General features: G+C 71.1%; 14 protein-coding genes. 11 read left to right on the forward strand and 3 right to left on the reverse strand.

Going from position 1 to position 14,506, the window contains the following annotated elements; genetic code table 11:
* The first annotated feature begins 96 nt into the window (after positions 1-96).
* The 10 genes from SPOPO_RS0104665 to SPOPO_RS0104710 all read left to right on the forward strand — a co-directional run bounded on the left by SPOPO_RS0104665 (position 97) and on the right by SPOPO_RS0104710 (position 8,905).
* Complete coding sequence (locus tag SPOPO_RS0104665; RefSeq protein ID WP_156869567.1) at positions 97-1,050, forward strand: flagellar motor switch protein FliM; 954 nt, start codon at positions 97-99, stop codon at positions 1,048-1,050.
* Complete coding sequence (gene fliN, locus SPOPO_RS27745) at positions 1,047-1,880, forward strand: flagellar motor switch protein FliN (RefSeq protein ID WP_019873623.1); 834 nt, start codon at positions 1,047-1,049, stop codon at positions 1,878-1,880. The genes SPOPO_RS0104665 and fliN overlap by 4 nt, the downstream gene beginning before the upstream one ends.
* An 11-nt stretch (positions 1,881-1,891) precedes the next feature.
* Positions 1,892-2,404 carry a FliO/MopB family protein gene (locus SPOPO_RS32385; protein ID WP_019873624.1) on the forward strand — a complete coding sequence of 171 codons (513 nt, stop codon included), beginning with the start codon at positions 1,892-1,894 and terminating at the stop codon, positions 2,402-2,404.
* Positions 2,401-3,258, forward strand: a complete 858-nt coding sequence (fliP, locus tag SPOPO_RS0104680; RefSeq protein ID WP_019873625.1) for a flagellar type III secretion system pore protein FliP — start codon at positions 2,401-2,403, stop codon at positions 3,256-3,258. The genes SPOPO_RS32385 and fliP overlap by 4 nt, the downstream gene beginning before the upstream one ends.
* A 13-nt stretch (positions 3,259-3,271) precedes the next feature.
* Complete coding sequence (locus SPOPO_RS0104685; protein ID WP_019873626.1) at positions 3,272-3,562, forward strand: flagellar biosynthetic protein FliQ; 291 nt, start codon at positions 3,272-3,274, stop codon at positions 3,560-3,562.
* Between the two features lie 4 nt (positions 3,563-3,566).
* Positions 3,567-4,340 (forward strand): flagellar biosynthetic protein FliR, encoded by a 774-nt coding sequence (gene fliR / locus SPOPO_RS0104690; protein WP_019873627.1) that lies wholly within the window; start codon positions 3,567-3,569, stop codon positions 4,338-4,340.
* A complete protein-coding gene (locus SPOPO_RS0104695; RefSeq protein WP_019873628.1) occupies positions 4,337-5,437 on the forward strand; it encodes an EscU/YscU/HrcU family type III secretion system export apparatus switch protein in 1,101 nt (366 codons plus the stop codon). The genes fliR and SPOPO_RS0104695 overlap by 4 nt, the downstream gene beginning before the upstream one ends.
* Positions 5,438-5,542: 105 nt before the next feature.
* Positions 5,543-5,854, forward strand: coding sequence for a DUF1272 domain-containing protein (locus SPOPO_RS0104700; protein WP_019873629.1), 312 nt, complete (start codon positions 5,543-5,545; stop codon positions 5,852-5,854).
* 260 nt (positions 5,855-6,114) lie between these two features.
* Entirely contained in the window at positions 6,115-8,097 is a 1,983-nt protein-coding gene (gene flhA / locus SPOPO_RS0104705; protein ID WP_051098502.1) for a flagellar biosynthesis protein FlhA, read from the forward strand.
* Positions 8,072-8,905: a hypothetical protein gene (locus SPOPO_RS0104710; protein ID WP_028984521.1), complete on the forward strand. Its 834-nt coding sequence runs from the start codon at positions 8,072-8,074 to the stop codon at positions 8,903-8,905. The genes flhA and SPOPO_RS0104710 overlap by 26 nt, the downstream gene beginning before the upstream one ends.
* Here the strand turns inward: SPOPO_RS0104710 and SPOPO_RS27755 are convergent.
* The 3 genes from SPOPO_RS27755 to SPOPO_RS0104725 form a co-directional block, all read right to left on the reverse strand.
* Positions 8,839-9,288 carry a response regulator gene (locus SPOPO_RS27755; protein WP_169577154.1) on the reverse strand — a complete coding sequence of 150 codons (450 nt, stop codon included), beginning with the start codon at positions 9,286-9,288 and terminating at the stop codon, positions 8,839-8,841. The two genes, SPOPO_RS0104710 and SPOPO_RS27755, sit on opposite strands and share 67 nt — an antisense overlap.
* Positions 9,289-9,418: 130 nt before the next feature.
* Positions 9,419-10,870: an HNH endonuclease signature motif containing protein gene (locus SPOPO_RS0104720; RefSeq protein WP_019873632.1), complete on the reverse strand. Its 1,452-nt coding sequence runs from the start codon at positions 10,868-10,870 to the stop codon at positions 9,419-9,421.
* Between the two features lie 111 nt (positions 10,871-10,981).
* Entirely contained in the window at positions 10,982-12,073 is a 1,092-nt protein-coding gene (locus SPOPO_RS0104725; protein WP_019873633.1) for a hypothetical protein, read from the reverse strand.
* A gap of 202 nt (positions 12,074-12,275) precedes the next feature.
* On the opposite strand from SPOPO_RS0104725, the gene SPOPO_RS0104730 reads away from it, so the two are divergent.
* Positions 12,276-14,504 carry a chemotaxis protein CheA gene (locus SPOPO_RS0104730; RefSeq protein ID WP_211210852.1) on the forward strand — a complete coding sequence of 743 codons (2,229 nt, stop codon included), beginning with the start codon at positions 12,276-12,278 and terminating at the stop codon, positions 14,502-14,504.
* Positions 14,505-14,506 lie beyond the last annotated feature (2 nt).

Consider the following 14,506-nt stretch of genomic DNA (forward strand, 5'->3'; position numbering starts at 1 on the left):
CGCAGATCGGTACGCAAATCGGACCGATCTGGCGTACGGATCTGCGCTTTCGTGGGTTTCACTCAGGCCTCCCCGTCCGCTGCCGAACAGAGCACCGTGGCAGACGGGCAGTTCGGTGTGACGACCCTCGGGCGAAACCGCCGTGGGTCGCGGACGGAGCCGCGGGCGTACGACTTCCGACGGTCGACGAAGCTCTCGCGCAAGCACGTCCGGTCGCTGGAGATCGTGTTCGAGACGTTCGCCCGGCAGTGGGGGACGCTCATGACGTCCAGCCTGCGCACGGTCACGACCGTCCACGTCGCGTCGATCGAGGAACTCACCTACGACGAGTACGTCTCGCGGCTGAGCAACCCGACGATGGTGAACGTCCTGTCGGTGGAGCCGCTGGCCGGCGCCGGGATCCTCGAGCTGTCGATGACGAGCGCGATGGTCTCGGTCGACCGCCTCCTCGGCGGCCCGGGCACCGGCGAGCAGCCGCAGCGCCCGCTGACCGACATCGAGGTCGGGCTGCTGCGCACGATCGTGACGCGCGTCCTCGGCGAGCTCCGCTACGCGTTCGAACCGATCGCCCGGATGGAACCGGACGTCACGGCCGTCGAGTACAACCCGCAGTTCGTCCAGGCCGCCGCCGCGGCGGACGTCCTGATCGTCGCCGGCTTCGACCTGCGCATCGGCGAGACCGAGGCGCCCGCGACGCTGTGTCTGCCGTTCGCGAGCCTGTTCCCCCTCCTCGAGGTGGCGATCGGTGCGAACGCGGACCCGCAGCGTGCGGTCACGCCGACGCCGGCCCCGGTGCGCGTCGAGGAGCGGATCTCGGCGGTCCCGATCGAGGTCTCGGTCGGCTTCGCGCCCACCACCTTCACCCCGCGCACGCTGGTCTCGCTCGCCGTCGGGGACGTCCTGCGGCTGAACCACCGCGCCGCCGCTCCCCTCGTCGTCACGGCCGCGGACGTCACGTTCGCGCACGCCGTCCCCGGTACCCGCGGTCAGGCCCTCGCCTGCCGCATCGTGGACACCCCGCCCGAGCCCGCCCCCGGGAGCACTTCGTGACCGCACCCTCCGTCCTGCCGAGCGTCGTCCCCGCTGTCGCCGCCGCGCTGAGCTCCACGCTGCCGCTGGCGGCCCCCGCCACCGTCGGCGAGGCCGCCCCGGCCGGGCAGCCCCCGGCCGAGATCTTCGGTCTGCTCCCGCCCGGCGCGAGCACGGTCGTCGTCGCTCCGCTCGAGCCCGAGCGCGGCCTCGTCGCCGTCGTCGTCGGCTCCACGCTGACCGAGGCGCTCGCCGCCAGCCCGCTGGGCGAGCTCGACGTGGCCGCCGCGGTCCAGCCGGCGCTCGACGCCGCGGCGACGGCCGCCGGTGCGTCCGCCGGCCCGGCGCGCGCGGTCGACCTCGACTCCGCCGTCGCCGAACTGTTCTCGCTCCCCGACGCCTGGCTCGTCCCGCTCAACGACCCGGACGGCTGGGTGTGCGCGACGGCGATCGTCGTCGCCGCCCCGGAGACATTCGTGGCTGAGGCCCCGTCAGCTCCCGCCGCCGCCCAGAACGTGACCGAGCCGACGGGCACCGCGATCCCGCGCCAGAGCGTCCCCGCGCGTTCGGCCGTCGGGATCGCCGCCGGCGCCGGCCTTGACCTGCTGCGCGACGTCGTCATGGAGGTGACGGTCGAACTCGGCCGCACGCGCATGACGATCTCCGAGCTGCTCTCGCTCTCCCCCGGCGCGGTCGTCGAGCTCGACCGGGCCGCCGGCAGCCCCGCCGACCTGCTGGTCAACGGCACGCTGCTGGCCCGCGGCGAGGTCGTCGTCGTCGACGAGGACTTCGGCATCCGCATCACCGAGATCGTCGGCCCGGCCGTGCCCGACGCGGCCCGGACGGTCTGAGGGTCCCTGGCGTGACTGACAACTTTGCGCTGCTGCTGCGGGTCGGGTTCTCGTTCACCCTGGTCCTCGGCCTGATGTGGGTCGCCGCCCGGGTGCTGAAGAACCGCACCTCCGGCCGGCCGACCGACACGGTCGAGGTGCTCGCGCGCACCCAGCTCGGTCGCGGTTCCTCCGTCGCGGTCCTCCGCGTCGGGGACCGGGCGCTCGTCCTCGGCGTCACCGAGAAGAGCGTCGTCCAGCTGGGCGAGGAGATCCGCGACCTCTCCGCGCTCCGCGGCCGCACCGTGGCCGAGGTCCTCCCGGCCGAGATCCCCGCCGACCTCCCCGCCGCCGTTGGAGATGACATCTCCAACGTGCGCGCCCTGTTCAGTGGAGAGAACATCTCCACCGGTTCCCGTTCCGCTGCCCCGTCCGCACCCCAGGCCATGGCCGGCCAGGGTGCGTTGGCGGGCTCGATTCTCTCGCCCGCCACCTGGCGGATGGGCATGGATGCCCTGCGGGAACGGACCGTCCGGAGGGGATGAGCCGCGTCCTCGGGCGCGCGGTCGCGGGGCTCCTGCTCGGCCTGACTGCGCTGTTCGCTCTCCTGTTCGCGAGCGCCGGCTCCGCCGCTGCTGCTCCCGTGCCGATCCCCGGGCCGGGCGTCGTCACCATCACGGCGCCGACGGCTCCGGCCGCTCCCACTGCGCCCAATCCGGGCGGAGGCGGGGCCGACGGTGCCGTCACCGTCGACCTCGGCGGGCTGACGGACAAGCCGAGCACGTCGATCACGGTCATCATCGCGATCACGCTGCTGTCGGTCGCGCCGGCGCTGCTGCTGATGATGACGAGCTTCACCAAGATCGTCGTGGTGCTCTCGCTGACCCGTAACGCCCTGGGCCTGCAAGGGATCCCGCCGAACCAGGTCCTCGCCGGCCTGGCGCTGTTCCTGTCGCTGTTCGTCATGGGGCCGGTGCTCTCGCAGGTCAACGACACCGGCATTCAGCCCTACCTGAACGGGACGAAGTCCCAGACGCAGGCGTTCAACGACGGCGTGCAGCCGCTGCGCGAGTTCATGCTCAACCACACCCGCACCGACGAGCTCGCGATGCTGTCGCAGGTCGCCGACCGGGAGCTGCCGGCCACGCGCGAGGACGTCGAGCTGACGACGCTGATCCCGGCCTTCGTGCTCTCGGAGTTGAAGAGCGCGTTCATCATCGGCTTCGTCATCTTCGTGCCGTTCCTCATCATCGACCTCGTCGTCAGCGCGGCGCTGATGTCGATGGGCATGATGATGCTACCGCCGGTGATGATCTCGCTGCCGTTCAAGATCCTGCTGTTCGTCCTCGTCGACGGCTGGGCGCTGATCATCACCGCCCTCGTCCAGAGCTACGGTTGACGAGGGAGATCTGATGGTCAATCACGCCCTGACCGACACCCAGGTCATGTCGATCGGTCTCCAGTCGATGATCGTGGCGACCAAGCTGTGCGCACCGATCCTGGTGACCGCGCTGGTGATCGGCTTCGCGATCTCGCTCTTCCAGTCGGTGACGATGATCCAGGAGGTCACGCTCTCCTTCGTCCCGAAGCTGATCGGGGTCGGCGTCGCGTTGCTGATCAGCGGCAACTGGATGCTCTCGACGATGATCACCTTTACCGAGCAGCTCTTCGAGCAGATCCCGCAGCTGCTCGCGTCGGGGTAGCGCCGTGGGCGTCGAGTTCGCGATGCCGACCCTGCTCGGGCTGCTGCTCGGCTCGGTGCGATCGGCGGCGTGGCTGCTGGTCAGCCCGCCGTTCGCGACGCGCACGATCCCGGGCACCGTCAAGGCGATGCTCGCGGTTGCGCTCGCGCTTCCGGTCGCGTCGCAGATCGGCCCGAAGGTGCCCGAGCTCTCGACGGGCGGGCTGATCAGCGCGATCGTCCTGCAGGTCGTCACCGGCGCGGCGCTGGGCTTCGTGACGTACCTGCTGTTCGCGGCGATTCAGGCCGCCGGCGACCTGATCGACCTGTTCGGCGGCTTCACGCTCGCGAGCGCCTACGACCCGATGTCGATGTCGCAGAGCTCGATCTTCGGCCGGTTCCACCAGCTCCTCGGGCTGACGCTGCTGTTCGTCACCGACGCGCACCTGCTGATCGTGTCGGGTTTCCTGCGCTCCTACGACGCCATCCCGGTGACCGAGGGGGTGGCGCTCGATGCGACCGCCGACACCCTCCTCAAGGGAATGACGCAGTTCTTCCTCGCGGCGCTGGAGATCGCGGGGCCGATGATCATCGTCCTGTTCCTGGCGGACGTCGCGCTCGGTCTGCTCACCCGTGTCTCGCCGCAGCTGAACGCCTTCACGCTCGGCTTCCCGCTCAAGATCTTCCTCACGCTCGCCCTGATCGGGTTCACGTTCCCGCTGCTGCCGGGCGCGATCGACGGCCTGTCCGACGCGGCCGCCGACGCGACGCTCTCCTTGTTCGGAGGTGAGACCGAATGAGTGGGGGCGGCGACGCCGACAAGACCGAGAAACCGACACCGAAGAAGCTGCGCGAGGCCCGCAAGGAGGGCCAGATCCCGCGCTCGCAGGACATCGGCGCCTGGGCCGGCGTGCTCGCCGCGTGTTACCTGCTGCAGTTCACGATCCACCTCGCGAGTCCGCGCCTGCGCACGCTGTTCCACCGCACCGGCGAGCTCATCGCGGAACCGACGGAGGAGGCCGCGCTTGCGCTCTTCGTCGACGGGTTCCGCGACATGGCGATCATCCTCGCGCCCCTGATGCTGGGGCTGACGGTCGTCACCTTCGCCGCGTCCGCGGCGCAGGGTGGCATCCACCTCGCGACCAAGCACGCGAAGCCGCAGTTCAAGCGTATGAACCCGATCTCGGGCTTCAAGCGGATCGCCGGCCCCCAGGCCGGGTGGGAGGCGACGAAGACCGTCCTCAAGACCACGATCGCCGCGCTCATCGCCTACCGCGCGGTGAAGGGCACCTCGGTGCTGCTGACCTCCGGCGGGATGCCGCTGTCCGCCCAGCTCGACATCGTCTCGGGGACGATGTTCGACCTGATGCGGGACGTCGCGATCGCGGGCCTGCTGATGGGCGTCGCGGACTACGGCTACCAGCGACGGCGCGTCGGCAAGCAACTGAAGATGTCGATGCACGAGGTCAAGCAGGAGCACAAGCAGACCGAGGGCGACCCCCAGCTCAAGGGCGCGATCCGCTCGAAGCAGATGGCGATGAGCCGCAACCGCATGATGAGCAAGATCGCCCAGGCCGACGTCGTGCTGGTCAACCCGACCCACGTCGCGGTCGCGCTGCAGTACGTCCCCGACCGCGGTGCGCCCCGCGTCGTCGCGAAGGGCGCCGGCCACGTCGCGGCCCGGATCCGCGACGAGGCGACCAAGCACCGCGTCCCGATGGTCTCCGACGTCCCTCTCGCCCGCGCGCTCTACCAGGCCTGCGACCTCGACCAGGAAATTCCCGGCGAGATGTTCGCCGCCGTCGCCGCCGTCCTCGCGTTCGTCCTCTCCCTGAAGGCCCGCGGCTCCGCCGCCGGGACGCACAAGCTGCCGCAGGTTCTGGGCCGGTCGGCGTGAACGAGACATGCCGAATGAAAGAGCAGTGACGCACGGGAACCCCACGAGCCCCAACCGTCGCAATTGGCATGCCAGGTTCACGCTCGGGCAGGCAGGATCGAGCCCGTGGCTCTCGAACTGCGTCCCAACTGCGAGTACTGCGACATCGACCTACCGCCGGACTCCCTCGACGCCCGGATCTGCACCTACGAGTGCACGTTCTGTTCGTCGTGCGTCGAGAACGAACTGCACAACGTCTGCCCGAACTGCGGCGGGGGCTTCGAGCAGCGGCCGATCCGCCCCGCGCGGGAGTGGCGGCCGGGTCTCTCCCTCGCCCAGCGGCCGGCGTCGACCGAGCGCCGCTCGCTCTCCTACGACAAGACCGAGATCGCCGCGTTCAGCGCGCGGATTCGGGACATTCCGCCCGCCGAGCGCTGACCGCGGAGTCCGGCTCAGGTCCGCGCACCGGGCGCCGATAAGAACAGCGCCAGGAGGGCACCGCGTACCACCCGCCACGGATTCGGCGTTCGTCGTCTCGCCCGAGACGCGTCCGATTCGCGGAGGTTGATGACGTGTCGAGCCCCCCGGCTCTCCCGGGTCCGGCGGCCAGCGGACGTAACGGGAAGTCCGGCACGGTGCCGGCGGGACGCCGACTGGCAACGGTCGGCATTCCCGTCGGCATCGTGTCGATCGTCATCATGCTGGTCGTGCCGCTGCCGGCCGTCCTGCTCGACGTCCTCATCGCGTCGAACATCGCCGTCAGCCTGCTGATCCTGCTCGTCGCGATGCAGGTGCAGCGGCCTCTCGACTTCGCCGTGTTCCCGTCGCTGATCCTGGTCGCGACGCTGTTCCGGCTCTCCCTGAACGTCTCCTCGACGCGTCTGGTCCTCGACGACGGCTACGCCGGCAAGGTGATCGACGCCTTCGGTCACTTCGTGATCAGCGGCAACCTCGTCATCGGTCTGGTCATCTTCCTGATCCTCGTCGTGATCCAGTTCCTGGTCATCACGAACGGCGCCGGCCGCGTCGCGGAGGTCGGCGCTCGCTTCACCCTCGACGCGATGCCCGGCAAGCAGATGGCGATCGACGCCGACCTCAACGCCGGCCTGATCGACGAGGACACCGCGCGCAAGCGGCGCGAGGAGGTCGCCGCCGAGGCGGACTTCTACGGCGCGATGGACGGCGCCAGCAAGTTCGTCAAGGGCGACGCGATCGCCGGCATCATCATCATCCTGATCAACCTGCTCGGCGGGTTCGCCATCGGCGTCATGCAGAACGGCATGTCGATGGGCGAGGCGATCGAGAAGTACAGCCTGCTGACCATCGGCGACGGCCTGGTGACGCAGATCCCGGCGCTGCTGCTCTCGGTCGCGACCGGTCTGATCGTCACGCGCTCGACGACCCGCGGCGGCATGGGCGACGACATCGTGGCCCAGTTCGGCGCGCAGAAGCACTCGATGCGCCTCGGCGGCGGGTTCGTCCTCGCGCTCTGCCTGATCCCGGGTCTGCCGAAGCTGCCGTTCGTGCTCGTCGGCGGCGCGCTGCTGATCGCGGCGCAGCGGGTCCCGGACGCGATGGACCCCCGGCCCGAGCCGGAGGAGGTCGCCCCGCCGGTCAACCCGGACTCCCCCGAGCAGCTCGCCGAGGCGATGCGCATCGACCCGATCGAGCTCGAGCTCGCGGCCGATCTGCTCGACCTCGTCGACGCCGGGGTCGGCGGCGACCTGCTCGAGCGCGTGCGCGCGTTGCGGCGCAAGGTCGCGATCGAGTTCGGGCTCGTCCTCCCGCGGGTGCGGACGCGCGACAACCTCGACCTGCCGATGTCGACGTACGCGGTCAAGCTCAACGGGGTCGAGGTCGCGCGCGGCGAGGCCCCGCCCGGGTGCGTGCTCGCGATCGGCGACGGTCTGTCCGGCCTGCCCGGCCGCGCGACGACCGAGCCGGTCTTCGGCCTGCCGGCGACCTGGGTCCCGATGGAGATGCGCGCCCACGCGGAGGTCGCGGGCGCGACGGTCGTCGACCGCGCGTCGGTGCTGACGACGCACCTCGCGGAGGTGGTGCGAGAGCACGCGTCCGAGCTGCTCGGCCGCGAGGACGTCCGCGCCTTGCTCGACCTGACCAAGCGCACGCACCCCAGCGTGGTCGAGGAACTGACGCCGGCTCTGATGTCGGTGGGCGAGGTGCAGCGGGTGCTGCAGGCCCTGCTCGCCGAGCAGGTGCCGATCCGTGACCTGGTCCGGATCTTCGAGGCGCTGTCGCTGCGTGCGAAGGCTTCCCCGGACCTCGACGGACTAGTCGCCGCGGTGCGCACCGTCCTCGGGCCCGCGATCTGCGCAACCCATCTGGTCGACGGGCGGCTGCCGGTGCTGACGTTCGACCCGCTGCTGGAGCAATCACTGCTCGAGACCGTCCGGCAGTCCGAGGCCGGCTGGTACCTGATGCTCGACGGCGCCCGGGTCGAGGCCATCGTCTCCGACGCCGTCCGCGTGACCGAGGCGGCCGAGCGGACCGGCCGCACCCCCGTCCTCGTCTGCTCGCCCCAGCTGCGCGCCGCCGTGCGCCGGCTGATCGCGCCGTCCCTGCCGCGTCTCGCGGTGCTGTCCTACAACGAGGTCCCCGCCGGCCTCACGATCGATGCGTTGGGAGTGGTGACCGGTGCCGCGGTTGCTGTTGGAGGGTAAGTCCATCACCGAGCTGCTCGCCCAGGTTCGGGCCGAGCACGGCGACGACGTCACCATCGTCGCCGCCGAGAAGGTTCGGTCCGGCGGGGTCGCGGGCTTCTTCGCCCGGGAGTCCTACGCCCTCACCGTCGAGGTCCCCGGCCCCGGCGCTCCCGCCCCGGCGGCCCCCGGCGCCCCCAGCACTCCGCTCATGCATGAGCAGGGTGTCGATGGGACCGGGACAAATCGGGCGCAGTTCGACCGTCTGCTCATGCATGAGCAGACGGCGGCCACCTCCGCGCCGGCGACTCCCGCGGTGGCGGCGCAGCAGCCGGGGACGCTGCTTGACCTGGCGGCGGCGATCGACGCCGCGGAGGCGGCGGAGCAGGGGGTGGTCCTCGGGACCGCGCCGATGCACGCGACCGTCCAGCGCCCGACGCTCTCGACCGCGAGCCCGGAGTTCCAGTCGATCCTCTCCCGGCTCACCGCTCTCGACGCCCCGGCTCCGGCTGCGGCTGCTGAGCCCGCGCCGGCCGCCCCGGTCGACCCGTACACGAAGCTGCGCGAGGCTCTCACCGAGATCGCCCCGCACCTCGACCTGTCCGCCGCGGTTCCGTTGGTCCTCGTCATCCCGCCGGCCGCGCTCGCGGCCCCAACCGCGGCCGCGTCAGTCACGGCAACTCCGGTCACGGCCGCGTCGGTCCCGGAGGCCGCGACCCCGACCCCGACGGTCCCCCGTCAGGGGCGGCACCGCCGGTCGGCTCAAGCGGCGGAGAGCACCGCGTCGATGACGGCGGGGAGCTCGGTCTCCGACCCCTTCTCGACGTAACCGCGGGCGCCGGCGGCGAGGGCCTCGGCGCCGAGCTCGACCACGGCGGAGCCGGACATCACGATGACCCGGGTCCGCGGCGCGACGGCGAGCAGCAGCGGCAGGGCCTCGAGCCCGCCGAGGCCGGGCATCGCGAGATCGAGCAGGACGACGTCGGGCTGCAGGAGCTCGGCCAGGCCGATGGCCTCGTTGCCGTCGCACGCGCCGACGACCAGGTCGAACCGTCCGGTCCGCTCCAGCGCCGCGGTGACGAGCTTGCGCTGGAACGCGCTGTCGTCGGCGATCAGAACCTGCAACCGGCACCACGTCGCGAGGGCAACGGGTGGGTCCAGGTGAGCCACGGCCTCCGCCGCGTCGGCACCGGTCTCGATCTGCGTGAGCATGTGCATCCGCCTCCCGAATCGACCCCACGACAGCTTCGGACGGTGCACTGATTTAGTGAACAGGCCGAGAGTCCCGGCCGACGGGACCTAGTACCTACGGCGCATCCGGGCACGGTGGAAGGGGGCGCGCTCACTCGCGCGGCGGTGTGTCCGGCGTAGCTCGTGGTGGGTCGGGGTCCTCGGGTGGAACCTTGAGGCCGTTGCGGATGAGTTGCCAGTGGGCGTTGCGTCTTGGCTTCTGTTCGGAATCAACCCACTTCGGGGGGATCATTTCTGGGTGGCCGTCGGCGGCCATCCGCACGCCCCAGCCCTTCCCTTGCAACGCGGTCAGTGGTTGCGGTGGGTCTCTGCGCGGTGATGATCGGATCAGATAATGCTCGTGGGAGCAGACCAGGGCCATCTTGTCCACGTCGGTCGGGCCCTCGTCGCGGTCCCACCACTCAATATGGTGGGCCTCGCACCACGCGGCGGGACGGGTACAACCCTCGCCGATGCAGCCGATGTCCCGGGCGACCAGCGCCGCCCACTGGGCCGGGGTGGCGGTGCGGACCTCGCGGCCCATCGCCAACGGCACCCCGAGAGTGTTGGCGACGATCGGGGTGATCCCCGCGTCGCACGCGATCCGCTGCACGGTCGTGATGTCCAGGTCCTCACCGGTCGCGGTCCTCGCGAACGGGTGCCCGGTGTCGCCGGCCATGGTCTCCACGGTCGCGGTCACGTGCAGGTGCGGGCGCACCCCGTGGGACGGGGGCAGGTCCCCGAAGCGCAGGAACTGGCGGAACACGTCCCCGAGCGCGTCGTGGCGCCGCTGCGGCGCCGACCGCTCGTCCCGGACGCCGTTCACCGCGGGTCGGGGCGCGGCCAGGGGGTCGAGGGCGGCCTTCACGAGGGCGGCGACTTCGTCGGTCAATTCACCGCGGATGCGGTGCAGCCCGTTGCCCAGGTCGGTGATCGTCAGCGATCGCTTCCGCTGCGCGCGGGCCGCGCGCTTGGACTCCGTCGGCGCGTCCCCGGTGGGGTCGTCCGGGTCCGGTGCCGGGGGTTTGCCGTCCTCGTCGATGACCTCTTCGATGTGCTTGCCCAGGCGCAGGATCGCCCCGGGGTCCGCCCCGTGGGACTTGGCCAGCAGGAACGTCTCCGCCTTCGCGAGCTCCGAGGCGGAGCCGACCGGTTCGATCTTGCGCAGGCTCCGCGCGACCGCCCGGGCCTGGTCCCGGTTGAGCTTGCCGTCGGCGAGAGCTTCGACGGTGGCGGTGCCCTTGCGGGACAGGATGTCGGCGTCCTTGACGCGCTGCCGCGCCTCGACCGGGTGCAGGTTCAGCTTCTGGCCCAGCCAGACCGCGGTCGAGATCTTCCCGTCCTGCAGAGACAGCCCGCGGACATCGGCCTCCCGCACCGCCCGCACCCCGACAGCCGCGACGGCGGAGTCCAACTCGGACTGCGCCCGCACCATCAGCTCCAGATCAGCGTCGGTGAGCGTCCAGACCTCGTCCGCGGTGAGCATCGCCGCCACCTTGCGGACGTCCTCCACCGCACCGGCGATCGTCGCCAGTGCCGGCTGCATCCCCACCCCTGCGGACATACCACGATTCTACCCGTGTTCGAACACATGTTCTCGTGCTGTCAAGACCTCATTAGCCCCTACTGTCACTATTTTCTGACGTAGCGTCAGCTCATCACTCGTTCGACGAGCTCAGCCGGCGGCGAGGTGATCGTTGAGGTTCTCGACGACGACGCGGATCGCACGGACGGCGTCGTCCATGCAGTCGAGGGTCCGCTGGACGGACGCGTCGGGGGCGGAGCCGTCGAGAGCGGTGCGGAGCATCAGCCCGGAGGCGAACAGCGACTGCAGGACGTCGTCGTGGACGGTGAGCACGGCGCGCTGGGAGTCCTCGAGGCTGCCGATGCGCTGCTTCGCAGACCGCAGCGAGGCGTAGCTCCCACGAACCTCGCCGACGAGCCGGTTGTTCAGCGCGACCAGGTCGCGGCGCGCTTGCTCACGCTGATGGTCGAGCAGCCGTAGCGACGACGCGATCCGGAGCAGCAGCGCGGACACGGCCACCACGAGCAGCGTGACGAAGAAGGCCTCGGTGACGCGCTCGTCCTCCCAGAAGAGCCGTTCACCCTGCAGGTGCAGGAATGTAAGGGCAGGCATGCCCAACACGACGGGCGGCAGCGCGCGGCGCAGCATCGCGGCGCCCGCGTCCGTCCCGGACCAGACCCACGGCAGCCAGCCCGTCGGCGTCCGCGCCAGCACGGCAAACGTCAGCAGGACGACCGCGACGGCGGCGGGCACGCTCATCGATGCGTGCGAGAAGTGCGTCAGCGAGTGGGTGCCGTAGGTGTAGCCGACGAGCACGAGTCCGCCGATGCTCCCGGCCCCGATCGCCGTCAGTTGGCGAAAGCACGACCGACGCTCGGTCGCCGCGGCCAGGACGAGCAGCAGGACGCATACCGCGGTCGCCAGCGGCATGTGACCGGACGCGTCGAGCGCCAGGCCCGGCGTCCCCAGGTACTCGGCCGTGCAGATCGCGGAGGGCGCGGCGGCTCCGGCCAGGGCGAGCGCGCGTGGCGTCCGCGCGGGTGCGACCAGCCCCAGGCCCACCAGGGCCAGCGCACCCGCCGACCCGGGCTTCATGTCCCCGCCTCGCGGGACGGGTGTGTGGAGCACCTCGACACCGATCGCCCAGCCGAGCAGGCCGATCAGGCCGAGCAACCCCGCGACGGCGGCGGCCGCGACGGCCCAACCGCCCAGGCTCCCCCGCGCTGCGATGCGCTCGATCATGTTCTCCCCCGTCGGCTCCCGGTGGGCCGAGGCCGACCCGTGATGCGTACACCAACGATGTCGGTTCTGCCGGATTCGACCTGATGCGACCAACGAACCGAACCTCCGGGACCTAAGTCACCTCAAGCGCTCTCCCGCCCTGCCGATCAGAGCGGGACAGGCACCCCAGGGACGGGGTGCAGACGCCCCACAGGAGTGCAGCGTGAGTGATCGGCCGGTGTTCGCCGACGGGTTGGACGACATCGCGCAGGAGTTCCTGATCGAGAGCTACGAGAACCTCGACGAACTCGACCGCGCGTTGGTCGCGCTGGAGCGCGAGCCCGACTCGCAGCCCCTGCTCGCGTCCGTCTTCCGCACGATTCACACGATCAAGGGCACGAGCGGCTTCCTCGCGTTCAACCGCCTCGAGGCCGTGACCCACGTGGGCGAGAACGTCCTGTCCAAGCTCCGCGACGGCGAACTCGCGCTCACCCCCCAGATCACGACGGTCCTGCTGCAGATGGTCGACACCGTCCGCGCGCTGCTCGCCAGCATCGAGACCACCGGCGTCGAGGGTGACATCGACGTCGAGGCCGTCTCCGCCGCCCTGGCCGGCTGCCTCGAGCCCGCCCCGCTCGTCCCCGCGCCCCGCGACGAGGTCGAGCCGGCCCCTGCCCCCGTCGCCGAGGCCGCCCCGGACCCCGCTCCCGAACCCGAGCCCGCTCCCGAGCCGGTGCTGTCGTTCGAGACCGCCGCTCTCGGGAACGCGCCGATGGACACCGCCGACCACGACGAGGAGCACGCCCGTCGCAGCGTCGCGGACTCCAGCATCCGGGTCGACGTGGGTCTGCTCGACCAGCTGATGCGCATGGTCGGGGAGCTCGTGCTGACGCGGAACCAGGTCGTCCAGTACGTCGGCGAGACCCAGCACACCGAGCTCCAGCGCGCGAGCCAGCGGCTGAACCTGATCGCGACCGAGCTGCAGGAAGGCGTCATGAAGACGCGCATGCAGCCGATCGACCAGGTCTGGTCCCGGCTCCCCCGCGTCGTCCGCGACCTCGGCGCGCAGTGCGGCAAGTCCGTCCGCCTCGTCATGGAGGGGCGGGAGACCGAGCTCGACCGGACCCTGCTCGAAGCGGTCAAGGACCCGCTGACGCACCTGGTCCGCAACGCGATCGACCACGGCCTGGAGGCCCCCGAGGTACGCACCGCGGCCGGCAAGCCCGCCGAGGGTACGTTGAGCCTGCGGGCGTACCACGAGGGCGGCCAGGTCGTGGTCGAGGTCGGCGACGACGGTCGCGGCATCGACCCCGCCAAGGTGGCGGCCAAGGCGATCGAGAACGGCCTGGTCTCCCGCGACCAGCTCTCGCGGATGAGCGAGCGCGAGATCGCGGACCTCGTCTTCCGGCCGGGCTTCTCCACCGCCGCGGCCGTGTCGAACATCTCCGGTCGCGGAGTCGGGATGGACGTCGTCCGCACGAACATCGAGAAGATCGGCGGCACCGTCGACCTCGCGTCCGAGATCGGCGTCGGCACCACGGTGCGCGTCCGCATCCCGCTGACGCTCGCGATCATCCCCGCGCTGGTCGTCGGCCAGGCCGGCGACACCTACGCGATCCCGCAGGCGAACCTGCTCGAGCTGGTGCGCCTGGAGGGCGAGGCCGCGACCTCCGGCATCGAGCACGTCGCCGGTGCCCCGGTCTACCGGCTGCGCGGGACGCTGCTGCCGCTCGTCTACCTCGACGAGCAGCTCGGCCTGCCGGCCCCGGCGGAACGCGAGGCGCTGAACATCGTCGTCCTCGCCGCGGACAACACGCACTTCGGCCTCGTGGTCGAGGAGATTCGCGACACCCAGGAGATCGTGGTCCGCCCGCTGTCCCGCCAGATCAAGCACGTCGAGGCCTTCGCGGGCGCGACGATCACCGGCGACGGCAAGGTCGCGCTGATCCTCGACGTCGCCGGCATCGCGCAGCGTGCGACGCACCAGACGGTGGCCGCCACCGCCGCCCGTATGACCGAGACCGAACGCGGCCGCACCACCGAGACGACCCGCCTGCTGATCTGCCAGGTCGGCGCCGACCGCCGCCTCGCGCTGCCGATGACCGACGTCGCGCGGCTGGAGGAGTTCGGCGTCGACCAGGTCGAGAAGGCCGGCAACGCCGACGTCGTGCAGTACCGCGGCGACCTGCTCCGCCTGGTCCACGTCGGGCCGCTGCTCGGGATGGGCTCGGCGAAGTCCGACGCGGAGACGTACTCGGTCGTCGTCCACCGGCACGAGAACGACGCGGCCGTGGGTCTCGTCGTCGACAGCATCCTCGACGTGATCGAGGAGGAGGTCGTCCTCTCCGCCGTCGGCGCCCGCCGCGGCCTGGCCGGTTCCGCGGTCCTGCAGTCGCGGGTCACCGACATCGTCGACGTCCCGGCGCTCGTCGCCGCGACCCAGGAGAACTGACC

Source organism: Sporichthya polymorpha DSM 43042 (genome assembly GCF_000384115.1).
Classification (GTDB): Bacteria; Actinomycetota; Actinomycetes; order Sporichthyales; family Sporichthyaceae; genus Sporichthya; species Sporichthya polymorpha.